This window comes from Microbacterium paludicola (genome assembly GCF_039529675.1).
Lineage (GTDB): Bacteria > Actinomycetota > Actinomycetes > Actinomycetales > Microbacteriaceae > Microbacterium > Microbacterium paludicola.
Genome location: NZ_BAAANG010000010.1, coordinates 1 through 11,487, shown reverse-complemented (window position 1 = coordinate 11,487; position 11,487 = coordinate 1). Strand labels below are relative to the sequence as shown.

Here is an 11,487-nt window from a genome sequence, read left to right as displayed (position 1 = left end):
AAGCTAGCCGAGCCGCTCACACTCGCGGCCTAAACCGAACCTGTCACCAGTTCGTTCCTCACGCCCATGCGACCGAGCAGCCCACGCGCGGCGACTCGAGAAGGGGCAGGAAACTGAACGTTGGGAGACCGCGCTAAGGGCGACGGCCACTTATGTCGGCGGCGTCCGCCAGAATTCTCACATGTTCGACATTTCGACGCTGATTGCGCCAGCCGCAACGGTGGTAGCTGCAGGTCTGGGCGCTTATTTCAGCGGACGAGTTGGCCAGCAGAGCGCCGAGATAGATGCGAGACGAGCCCGCCGCCACGAGCTCGCGGACACCGCCATCGCGTCAGCTCTCGCCCTCCGAACCGCTCTCCACGAAAGCGACTCCGAATGGGCCGGCCGCGACTGGGAGCGCGTGCTCGGCAACACGTACGACGCACTCGATGCCGCGAAGCCCGTCCTTCCTCGGCAGATGCTGCACCTCCGGCGAAGCGTTCGTGACGCGTGCGGAGAAGCCTTGGGTGTCGTCGCGGTGTTCGAGCTTGTGGACATACGCGAGCAGCTTGAGCCCCCCGAATTCGACCCGCGCTGGACGGAGTACGCGCGCGACTACGTGGGCGTGGCCATCGAGGTACTGCAACGGTGGCGCGAGGCGAAAGAACGCGACGCGGTGACCGTCGGCGCACCAACGTACGACGACTGGCTTCGCAGCACAGGCAGGTACCACCGCTCCTGAGTGCGCTCTCGATCCGATCACTCAACGACCGGCTCGTGAGCGACCGGGCAGACTTGCCAGACATCAGGTGATCAGCGAAGAGCGCTCCCAAGATGCGTCGCCGCGCTCGGCATCATGACTAGAGCCGTTCGCACGGTACGAGTGCAACACAGATGATCAATCGCTAGACACATCGCTCAATGGCCAGTTGATCCGCTGGCGACGCGGCTCGTGATCAGGTGCCAACGACGCTCGTCGTCATCGAGAACCACCTCACGACCCTTGGGAACGCGGACTTGTCCGCTGTCCGGACGAGATATCGAAGCGTTCGGCAAGAGAGTGCGCGAGTTCGCCCCCAGCCACACTCCGACGCTCGCTCGGAATGCGAACCCGATACATCTCGGCGGATGGCCGTCGGCCAACTTCGCGACTGGTTCTCGGGCGAGCAGCACCTCATCGATCGCATGATTGCCGCTCGCCGCGGCTATCACGGCCCAGAACACGACGCAGAAGCTCGGACGCGACACACTCGTGCGTGACACGCGCCATCTTGCGAACGAGCCTCTGCCGAGCAGCACCGTCGGAAGTCCTATCCCCGTCGGTGCGACGGTTGCAGGGCTCGGTATTGGGCCCAGAAGTCCTCAACCCCTCGGGTATCGATCAGTACCTGGATGCGCTCGATCGCCTTCTGCGAGTACCGCTGGAACACGGTGCGCCCGATCTTGAAGGCCTTCGAGCAATCGAGGTCGTCCTTCAACCCCAGCACCGCTATCGCCGCGGTCGTCTTGTTGGGCGTGAGCTTCAGCTTTCGCGCAAGGTCTCCATGGGAAAGGTTGTAGAAGCCCAGCTCGTCGACCCGCCTTACTGCGATCACCCCACCGGCAGGAGTTCCCTCAGGAACCAAGTGAACCGGGATTCCTTCATTCTTCGTGATGCGTAGGCTCACGTCAGCCCCTACTCCGACCGCATTGAACGAGACTGCTGAGATTCCTGGAAACAGATCGTCAAAGCTCGAGCCCAGCATCAGCTTCTGCCCAAGCTGAGAGAGCTGCCTCTCGCTCGGCTGGATGAACTCTCCCTCTAGGGCACCATTGACGATCGCCAGGCCCCGGAGCTTCGCGGTTGCCTCGGCGTGTCGCCTGCGGCCGGGCGCGAGTAGCCGCCGCACCTCTTCGATCTCCTCAGCGAACATTGAGATCGGATCGATCGGAGCAACCGTCGAGATCGGAAGCGCCCGCTCCGGAAGAAGTGTCGCGAGATTCTCGCCGAACACATCCCACAGAAGGTCGCGGAAGAGGGTGACCCCGGACTGCGCGTGAAGGTAGAGCTGGCCTTCAGAGAGCTCCAGGAGGTGGTGCTGAGCTGCATCCCTCAGCCCGTTGAGCGTTTGCAGTACCAACGCCTGATCGTCGGACAGAAATCCTTCGGCCGAGAGTCCGCGACGAACACAGGCGTCGAATCCAATGGTGTTGACCTCGCGCGGTTCGCGAATCCGACCCCCAGCGTTGAGAATCGCCGCCTTCAGCAGCATCTCGAAGGAATGATCCATCAGGATCAACACCGACTCGACTCGTCCGACATCGGACAGCCGATTGAAGTGATCGATGGACAGGAGGAGCGATGCGACCGCTTTGCCCTTCAACAGCCGAGCTTCTTTCTTCACGTCGACATCCTTCCGCCGTCCGCGAGAGGCACTCGCTTCGTTCCCGACCATCTTTCACCAAAGGACCGGAGCTCCAGGATGATGAGCTCTCGCGTGTTCGGAAACCGATGACTACTGAGCCTCGACAGGCGCGGCTGGAGCGGGCGCCAGTGCCAGCGCCAGACCGTCGGACTGAACAGTGTTCCCCACCCAGCAATTGTGAGGAGCGCACCCCGTCTCGAGAGCCCGCGATGCTCGCCCGATACGCGGTCGCTATGCGTGCGCCGAACGAGATAGCATCGAGCTCAACTCATTGCAACGCCCTGCTTCACGCAACGCGGGGTGTCGAGGGGCAGAATACGTTCATGACAGATGCAATGAGCGAATGGGATCCGAATTCAATTGTCGTGGTCCCGGGACTGCCCAACTCGCTCTCTCGGCCAGATGGCGATCACGCGGTCTACCCCGGTTCCACTCTTACCTTCGTGAAGGCTCTTCGGATCCTGGGATACTCCGTTCGCGTTGCCACGCCCAACAACATCCGGGAAGTCAGTCACCATTCGGCAGAGCTATGGTTGCCTCTCGCAGAGTTTGGACTAGCGGTTCTCGCCGGCGGTGCCGGTAACGTCCTCGCCGATATCCTCACGCGCCTGATGCCTCCTCCGCGCCGCACCACAACGGCGCACATTCGTTGGAAGGTTCAGGGGCCAGATGGGGTGGCTCACGACTTCAGCTTCGATGGCGACGGGGAGACGGCCGTGGAGGCCGCGCGCGCTTTCGAGCACAGCCTTGGGTACGGCGACAATGATGACTGACGATGGCCGCACCCGCCTCGCTGAAGTGAGCCGGATGTTGGAGGTCTACCAAACCGATCCGGGTGCTGCAGCGGATGATGATCTTCGCACCCTCCGCAAGAGCGCTCGTGCCGCGATCGACCGACTTGACGATGAACCAGAGTTTCACCGAGCGCACGAGACGTTAGACGCAGTTGGCAACTTTGTTAGACAGGTCAGACCGGATCTCTGCCTCCTCACTCCTGACGGCGAGGGCTACCTCCAGGAATGCCCGGTGGACCTCGGCCATCTTCGCGTCGGCTTTAGCGTCGGGGTCGAGATACTGGAGAGCCACTGCTCGATCTGCGAGCAGGATCCATGGGAATGCCCTCACATCCCAGGTGAGTCATATGGCGGCCGACATGCGACGAGGGTTGTCACGAGGGCAAACTTCTTCGAAGCGAGCCTGGTCAAGCGGCCGGACTTTCCGGACGCCCGGATCATGAGCCGCCCGATCTCTCGCGCCGATGTGGAGGAGACTCTCGGTGCTCCGCTGCCGGCAGGCGCTCAGCTGGTTTGCGATAGGTGCTTGATGCCGTGCGCGGGCATCTGAGGACCCCAAGAACAGGCCCGCTGGGACTGGTGAGGATGGGTTCAGTTGGCTCCAATGCCGCAAGACACAGATGCACGGTCCAGCTGACGCCCCAGGGGACGAGGGAGAAGATCCCTCCGTCTCCGCTCTGGAGACCCGCGAAAACACGCGGCACGATCGGCGCCGGGCCCCGACCGCCATGCGATCTGCGTAAAGAATCTTGCGCAGATCTCACGCAAATCGGCGGCTCACACTACAGGGATTGCCCTCTGATCAGGGGGATTTCTGGCGGAGACGGAGGGATTTGAACCCGGAACGTGCCGGTGCACCCAGGAGCGCTCGGCTCCGTTCGCGTTGGTTCACGCGGATCTTGGCTGCATACGACGACGTTCGAGCGGAGTGGGAGTCGTTCAGCTTTACGCGATTCTTACGCAGTGACCCTCGCCCTGCTCCCCGGCGCGAGTGATATCCGTCACGCGACCTGGACGGAGTCCGCGGTGCGCGCGGACGGCTCTTCCGGGAAGGACAGGACGAGGTGACGGCCGAGCGCGGTTGCGAGCCTCGCGAGGGTGTCGATCCGGTTCTTCGCGCCGCCCCCTTCCTCAAGGCGGGAGATCACCGACTGGGTGGTGTTCATCCGCGCGGCGAGCTCGCGCTGACTCAAGCCTTCAGCGGTGCGGAGGTCGTAGACGAGCTGGCCGAGATCCAGATCCTGGTCGATCTCCGCGCGACGCTCGTCATCGACCGCAGCGCGACGCTGCTTCACGTCATCCCATCGGGAGTAGTTCGCCATCTTGTCCTCCATCACGGGTACTCCACCGCGCACTCGTCGGCTGCGCGCCTCGCCCGAGCGACCTCGTGCCGCTCGTTGTCGCGCTGCTTTCGGAACGTCGTCAGCAGAATGATCCGCCCGTCCCTCGTGAACCTGTATGTGATCCGTCTCGCCGTGCGTCCCAGCGTGAACCTCAGCTCGAACAGACCCTCGCCTAGACTCCGGGACAACGGCATCCGAGCCGCCGAACCGAGCACCGCCAACCGGTCGACGATCACGGCCACGCGTTCCCAGTCGCCTTGGCTCAGACTGTCCAGCCACGCCTCGATCTCGTCGTGCAACTCGATCTCAGCCATAACCCATGATCGCACTCACGGCATCATCGCACAACTGCGATATCTTCCGAAGTCCCTCGGACAGCCTGCCGCGGTGCACGGATCGCCAGGTGACTGGCTCAATACGGGCGTTCGCACACGGCTTGAAATCGCGTGACCGCCCACGGAAACACGGGGCTCGAAGAATCACAGTTCGTTCAGCAGACCCGAACGCTCAGTTCTTGCGTGTGATCCGCTTCTTCGAGGTCGCGGACGGCGGAGCAACGTTCGCCTGCAAACGGACAGTGACAAGGGCGTGATGCCGCGAGGTGGGGTCGAGCTTCACGGGAGCGACATGGAACGCCCCTGTCAGGTCACGGCGAATCTTTCGGGGAAAGTAGTCACCTACGACCAGCAGTGCGACGGGAATATTGGTCACAGCGTATTGGACCGCCTGGGCGCCAAAGTCACCGACGAGTTCGTCGTCGGAACGGTCCTTGTCGATCGTCTTTACTTCGATATACATCGTGCACCGCCCAGAGAAGGTCACGGCGACGTCCACTCGGCCGCCTGCAACATTGGGCAGCTCGACGAGCGCACTTCGGCCGGCCATTACCAGCTTGGAGTTGAGCTCATCGGCGAGTTCGTGTTCCTCCGGCCAGGGCTCTCCCCTGACCATCCACGGTGGCAGCCTGCTCCCTGTCTGGCCGATGTTGATGTGGGCGGACGCAAATCGGATGACGTCAGTAAGGAGCACCGTGAGCTCCGTCCGAAAGGCGCCGATTCCTCCCTCAGCATGGTCTTCGCACTGAGCCAACAGGCTCGCGAGGAGATCACTCTCGGCGATGTTCAGCGACCCTATCTGAAGTGCAGCCTGTTCGAACACCGGGATGAGGGACGGCGCCGCTGCCGCCGCACTCTCGAGCTCAGAGAAGAGGTCGTCCGTTAGGTGGAGATTCTCGCGAATCGCATCCGAGAGACGGGCCGATTCGCTAATCGCTTTTTTTGGTGGCGACTCCTCGAAGCGTGCAAGCAGGCGCTCTACTGCCGTCCGCGTACTCGAACCTTCGGCCTCGCCGGTGGTCAGCAGCCACCGCTTCATATGTGTAATGAAGGAGGCGTTCCCGTGCGCGATCTCTTCGACCCGGGGCCATACGAGTTCCCTCACCCCGATTTGTGAAGCAGGATCGGCCATGCCCGGATTAACGACGAGAGCCATGGTCTGCTCTGCCGCGAATGCGTGGGCTAGGGCCCCCAGCGTCGTCTCAGTGTCGAACCACCGGTCCATCTCGGCCACTCGGAGCTGGGTCAGCAGGTCCAACCAGGCGCTCGTCGTGCCTGCGCGAGCTCCCCGCCAGCTCGACTCCACGCCGCGGTATCCGTCGAGGTACTCGTACACGGCGTCGGTGATGGCGCCAAACCGCTCATCCGGCAGCCCGTGCCCTGACAATTGTTCGGTGACACCGGTGACGACGGCCCGGAACGCGGCGGCGTCGGGACGAGCGTCGTCGCGGTACGCCGCGTCGAACCAGTGAAGTGCGTCGGCGAGATCGCCGCGGACGGCGGCAACGTCGGTGCATGCGGCCGCGGATGCGATCTTCTGGAAGCCAAGTTCCATTGCGGCGTCGGAATCCAGCTCGTCATGCGCCGCGAGTGCGGTGAGCGCGGCCAGCAGCTCGGCGTCGTCCCACATCGAGCAGGCGGCGCCGAGGGCTCGAACCAGGGGTGGCGTCGCGTCAGCTGCCTCGCTCCCTTCGTGCAGCAGCGCACGTAGTTGGAGCGTGTTGTTCGTCCAGCGTCCCAGCGCCAGCCGCGTCCATCCCTCAAGCGCGATGTCTCTTTCGTATCCGCGTCCGCCCGCGCGTGCCTTGAACGCGATCGCAAGGCCCGCGGCGATCTGGGGAAGCGCCGCTTCCGCAGCGAGCAGGACGTCGAAGAGGTCCCGCATCGCGATCACAGGCATGCTGTTTGCAGCGCTGAGGAGTAGCGTGCTCGCCGCCTCCTGATCCTTCAGGTCCACCCACTCGGCGCATAGTGCGACGGCGACCTCGACGACGCGCGTGTCGTGGGTCAGCGCGTCGGACGAGGCGTAGATAGTCTCCTCGCCGCCGAGACCGGCGACGGAGGGGGTGCCGTCGAGGGTGTCGAGAAAATCGAAGACGGTCTGCGCCACGGCTAGCGACTCCTCACCACATCAAATCTTGCGCAGTCGGTGTCTGAATGGCCTCGCCCGGTAGGACCGCCGCCACCAATTCGCTATGCGCGGTGCTCGTGATGACCTGGAGGTTGTAGGTCTCGGCTACTCGGTTCAGCTCACGCAGCAGCAGCTCGCCGTTCTCCCGGTTGAGCTCCTCGCTGGCAAGAGAGTCGACGATGAGGAGCCCTGGATGCCTGCCCAGGCCTGATGTCGTTCCTACGTCGAGGAGGGACACGACTAGCGCGATCTTCAACCGCAGTTTCTCTCCGTCGGTGAGCTTCCCGAACGCGGTCTTCTCTCCGCCCTTCACGACCGGGAGCTGGGCGTTCCCCTGAAGGGTCGCCTTCTCGAGGTTGCTGATCCCGAGAGTCTTCCCGAGCAACGTGATCTGCGCGCTCACTGAGGTCAACGCATCCGCGAAGACGGTCTTCACCGAGGCATCCGCGTAGCTCTCGGCGGCGTCGAGGATGCGCGAGTCGGCGGCCAATGCTTCCTCCTCCGGGCCCTCGTCGTACGGTTCGGAACGCTCTTTGATGCGGCCCTCGAGCACCGCGATGCGGCGCTCGAGGGCTCGGCGTTCGATGGGGTCTCCATGCACGTTACGCATGGCCTCCGACGCGCGTTCGAACTCCTCCTGTGCGGTCTTCGCGTGCGCCACCGCCTTGTCATGGAGCGTGGAGAGTCGGTCCGCGTCGGCAGCGCACTGGGTGACACGCTGCTCTGCCATCGCTACAGGGTCGAGTTCGTCTTCGTCTTCGTCTTCATCGGCACCAGCACCACCCTCGACGCCCACGGGTGCCACTTGATCCGCTTCGTCTATCGGGTTGTTGCAGAGGGAACACGATCCTTCCTGCTCCCTCGCCCACTGTTCGGGCTGAACCTTCGCGTCACATCTCGGGCAACACGACGGCTTGAGCGAGTGCCAGAACCGCTTGGTGACTGCAGCCTCCTTGAAGGCCGCTAGATCCTGCTCGGCACGGTGCAGCTCCCGCTCCGCGTCCCCGTACGCGAGTGCAGCATCCGACGCCGCACGCTGTGTCCGGGTGATTCTCTCTGACGCGGCCGCGACGGCGGCCATCGCGGCCTCGACGTCCTCCGCTGTCAGGCTCGACGCGGGAATGGAGCTCAACTCTGCCTCGGCCTCGGCCTTCTCCGCGCGGAGTACATGCGCGCTGGCCTCCCGGGACTCGGCGTCCCGGCTTCGACGGCGTTGGAGGATGGCGAGCTTTCCGTCCACCGCATTCTTCTGGGCGCGTGCGCTGAGCTTGGTCGCACCCCACTCCGTCGCGAGAAATGTGTTGAGCACGTTCCTCGCGTGATAGGGCGTCTCTCCGATGACGGACGACTCACTTGGCTTCGTGATGGCCAGCGCCTGGGACCAAAGGCGCCAGCCATGGTCGACCAGATTGCCGTCGTCAGTGTCCATTGCACCGGCAATGCGCGTCCACTGGGTGAGTCCGTCCAGGCCGAGGCGCTGCATCATGAAATCGCCGACGACAGCCTCCATCTCGTCGTGGCCGCTGAATACGTCGACAGCGAGCGCGCCTTCCTCAAGTAGCCGCGCAACCAAATGGTCTACGGGGACGTCAAGTCCGAACACGGGTGCACCGGCCGTGGCCGCCTCGTCGCTGTGTTCAGCCATCGTGTCGCCCGTCGTGACATTCAAGTCGTCGAGGTCTGGTCCGACTCCTATCGGAAGGATGAGGATCTGTCCCTTGGGAGCCCCGTCATCCACCCGCCACGCTATGAGCGCCCGTTCTCCGCCGATGGTCAGCAGCACACACGCCTGACGAAGCCACTTCAGTACGTCCCCCGCGACCTTCGACGAGCCGCGCAAGCCCCACTTGAGGATGTCGAGCGTCGAGCTCTTACCGGCGTCGTTCTTTCCGTCGCTGACAAACGCCGTCACCGGCGTCGTGAACGCGCGATGGAAGGAGAAGGGCACGAATCGTCGCGTCTGCCCGTCATCGTCGGCCGCGAGGTTCTTGACGCCGGCAAAGTGGAGCGCGTCCACATGCAACGGGCGACGTGTTGGGACCGGTTTCGGCCCAACGATCCCATACCGGTCGAACACTTCTCTGACGGCGTCTCGATCCGCACTTGCGCGCTGTGCGACGGCCCCTACCCAGTCGATGCCAGTTTCCATCAGGCCTCCATCACGTTCAGCGCGACAGCGCGCTCACCTACTCGCTCGAGAATCGACGGGATGACATCCCCGTGTGCAGTTCCGGCGTATTCGGCTTGCAGGTACTGCCGGCGCTTCGCAGTCGCGCCTATCGCGGCGTCGGCGATGAGGCCGATGGCGTTCGCCTGCCGGTCGTACCAGGCGAGGTCCGGGATCTCAGCGCGCATCGTAGCGATGGTTTCGCGGCCCTTCTCCAGGAGGAAGTAGTCCCGCCGAGACGCTGGGCCCGAGTCGGCGGACCGTCGATGCACGATCTGCCCATAGAGCTTGAGCACTGCAAGCGCGTCGTCAATGAACTCATAGGCCCCATAGATGTAACGCTCCATAGGGTAGGTGTGCAACTGAGGCGCATTGCCCGACAGCATCCGGACAACGTGGGGCTGAACCTGGTCGAGGCGCAAGATGCCATTCTCAAAATCGGTGAGGAGTTCGTCTGCAAGGTAGTCGGGGTTCCGAAGCCAGAAGTCGAGCTTCTGAAGGCGAATCAGTGAAGACATAACGGCAACCGCGCTCTCGACGTCGCAGGTAACGGGGACAGGCGTTCCCAACACGTCGAGGAGTACAAGGACTCGTGTTGCGGTCTGGCTCGTGGATCCGCCGCGACGGCGCGCATCAGATGGCGGGATCGAAATGACAGACACCCATGTTCCTTTCCCCAATCGTCAGCGTTCCAGATGAGCTCCGCGTACCGACGCCGACACGCTTGATCCAAACACTCAGCCCGCACATGATGTCATGAACGACATCGAGCAGCGGTAAGGGCCGGGCAATGAGCCGTTGGGGCGTCGTCCTGCGGATAGACGACAGCGGTTCACGGTGCGGGTCGCAACCCGCGGTCGAGGACTTTCTGGAGGAGCCGCGCGCGTTCGTAGAAGTTGTCCGAGCCCTCCATCGCCCAGCGACCGAAATCGGGAAAGCTGTTGCTCGTTGCAACGCGTTCGTCGTCTCGCACGGCGAGTCGGTGGAAGTACGGGGCTGCCCTCCGGTATGCGTCGCGGATTGCCTCTTTTCCGCCTGGGTCGATGATCGTCATATCCGCGCCTCGACCGCTTCCTCGAGTGATCTCGTCCTCTTCGAGGTAGTCGGCCACGTTTCGAAGCTCACGGATGAATGCTCGGACTGCGGCACGAGCGACTTCATCCTCTCGCTTCGTCTCTCGTCGGTCGGCTCGACGGTTGGTGTACAACGTCGCACCGAACGCTGTGATTCCTGCAATAACGAGCGGAACGACGACGCCGGTGAGAATCCACTCCACGCCAGCCAGACTAGCGGGGCGTGAAGCTCGAACTCGTACTACAGTCGTTCAGCGCGAGATGGCCGGTCGCCATCCGTGCAGATGACCTCCGGCAAGCCGCGACGGTCCTCCGCTGGCCGATTAGCCCGATTGGCCCCGAAGACACAGTCCCATGTTGGCGGTCCGACTAACGCTCCAGAGGGACGAGGGAGACAATCCCTCCGTCTCCCCTCTAGAAAGCCGCGAAAATACGCGACACGGTCGGCGCTGAACCATGACCGCCACGCGATCTGCGTAAAGAATCTTGCGCAGATCTTACGCAAATCGACGTTCGGCCCACACGTAAAAGCATGCTGACCGGGATTTTTTGGCGGAGACGGAGGGATTTGAACCCCGCGTCCATGCCTTCAGTCGCTGGTGGTCAAGGGCTCTCCGTGGATTCGCCGGGGTTCACGGGCGCGTTCGCGTTGGTTCATGGATGCTCACGAGCGCTCGGATGTTCGCATTTTCTTCGCACGCGCCCCTCGCCTTCGGCACCTCGAACAAGGCCGTGTTGCCACCCCACGGATACCATCACAGAGTGACCACGGACGCGCACGGCAACCCGGACGACTCGGCCCCTCAACCCAACGACGTCAGCTCAGACGATCTCGTCAACGTCGATGACGTCCTGGACGTCGACGAGTCCGAGGCTGCTGCTCGGAATACTGCACCGCTAACCTACTTCGGCACGGAGTTCGACGTGCATGGGCTGGTGCGCAGGTTCAACGCCGAAGCGATCATCGTTCCGGCCTTCGATCCGCAGGTGGAGCTACCTGATCCCAAAGCGCAAGGCTTCCAGCGACGACGCGTCTGGAGCCGGAACCAGATGGACCGGTTCATCGAGTCATTGCTGCTGGGGTTCCCGGTACCAGGCATCTTCCTCGTAGAGCAGCCCGGGAAAAAGTACCTTGTGCTGGACGGCCAGCAGCGACTGACGACGCTCGCAGCCTTCTTTGGTGACAGGTTCAAGCGGCTCATCGCATTTGAGCGTGTAGCGGTCTGAGCGTCGCGGTGGCCGGGTAGGCGTCGAGGTCTC

At 63.1% G+C, this 11,487-nt stretch carries 11 protein-coding genes; 4 read left to right on the top strand and 7 right to left on the bottom strand.

From position 1 onward, the window contains the following. Window positions 1-181 precede the first annotated feature (181 nt). Entirely contained in the window at window positions 182-721 is a 540-nt protein-coding gene (locus ABD161_RS07005; protein ID WP_344001000.1) for a hypothetical protein, read from the top strand. A gap of 568 nt (window positions 722-1,289) precedes the next feature. Here ABD161_RS07005 and ABD161_RS07000 read toward each other — a convergent pair. Further along, the gene (locus ABD161_RS07000) at window positions 1,290-2,363 is read right to left on the bottom strand and encodes a DUF3644 domain-containing protein (protein WP_344000997.1); all 1,074 of its coding nucleotides are present in this window, start codon (window positions 2,361-2,363) and stop codon (window positions 1,290-1,292) included. Between the two features lie 344 nt (window positions 2,364-2,707). On the opposite strand from ABD161_RS07000, the gene ABD161_RS06995 reads away from it, so the two are divergent. Next, the gene (locus ABD161_RS06995) at window positions 2,708-3,157 is read left to right on the top strand and encodes a hypothetical protein (protein ID WP_344000995.1); all 450 of its coding nucleotides are present in this window, start codon (window positions 2,708-2,710) and stop codon (window positions 3,155-3,157) included. Beyond that, entirely contained in the window at window positions 3,150-3,728 is a 579-nt protein-coding gene (locus ABD161_RS06990) for a hypothetical protein (protein WP_344000993.1), read from the top strand. Before ABD161_RS06995 ends, ABD161_RS06990 begins: the two co-directional genes overlap by 8 nt. A gap of 451 nt (window positions 3,729-4,179) precedes the next feature. Here ABD161_RS06990 and ABD161_RS06985 read toward each other — a convergent pair whose 3' ends face one another. The 6 genes from ABD161_RS06985 to ABD161_RS06960 all read right to left on the bottom strand — a co-directional run bounded on the left by ABD161_RS06985 (window position 4,180) and on the right by ABD161_RS06960 (window position 10,430). Next, entirely contained in the window at window positions 4,180-4,512 is a 333-nt protein-coding gene (locus ABD161_RS06985) for a helix-turn-helix domain-containing protein (protein WP_344001001.1), read from the bottom strand. Then, window positions 4,512-4,835 (bottom strand): type II toxin-antitoxin system RelE/ParE family toxin, encoded by a 324-nt coding sequence (locus tag ABD161_RS06980; RefSeq protein ID WP_344000991.1) that lies wholly within the window; start codon window positions 4,833-4,835, stop codon window positions 4,512-4,514. The genes ABD161_RS06985 and ABD161_RS06980 overlap by 1 nt, the downstream gene beginning before the upstream one ends. Window positions 4,836-5,028: 193 nt before the next feature. Continuing rightward, the gene (locus ABD161_RS06975; protein ID WP_344000989.1) at window positions 5,029-6,966 is read right to left on the bottom strand and encodes a hypothetical protein; all 1,938 of its coding nucleotides are present in this window, start codon (window positions 6,964-6,966) and stop codon (window positions 5,029-5,031) included. A 13-nt stretch (window positions 6,967-6,979) separates the two neighbouring features. Beyond that, window positions 6,980-9,136 (bottom strand): hypothetical protein, encoded by a 2,157-nt coding sequence (locus tag ABD161_RS06970; RefSeq protein WP_344000987.1) that lies wholly within the window; start codon window positions 9,134-9,136, stop codon window positions 6,980-6,982. Beyond that, window positions 9,136-9,816, bottom strand: coding sequence for a hypothetical protein (locus ABD161_RS06965; protein WP_344000985.1), 681 nt, complete (start codon window positions 9,814-9,816; stop codon window positions 9,136-9,138). Before ABD161_RS06965 ends, ABD161_RS06970 begins: the two co-directional genes overlap by 1 nt. Before the next feature lie 170 nt (window positions 9,817-9,986). Then, the gene (locus ABD161_RS06960) at window positions 9,987-10,430 is read right to left on the bottom strand and encodes a hypothetical protein (RefSeq protein WP_344000982.1); all 444 of its coding nucleotides are present in this window, start codon (window positions 10,428-10,430) and stop codon (window positions 9,987-9,989) included. A gap of 559 nt (window positions 10,431-10,989) precedes the next feature. Here ABD161_RS06960 and ABD161_RS06955 point away from each other — a divergent pair. After that, complete coding sequence (locus ABD161_RS06955; RefSeq protein WP_344000980.1) at window positions 10,990-11,454, top strand: DUF262 domain-containing protein; 465 nt, start codon at window positions 10,990-10,992, stop codon at window positions 11,452-11,454. The last annotated feature ends 33 nt before the right edge of the window (window positions 11,455-11,487 follow it).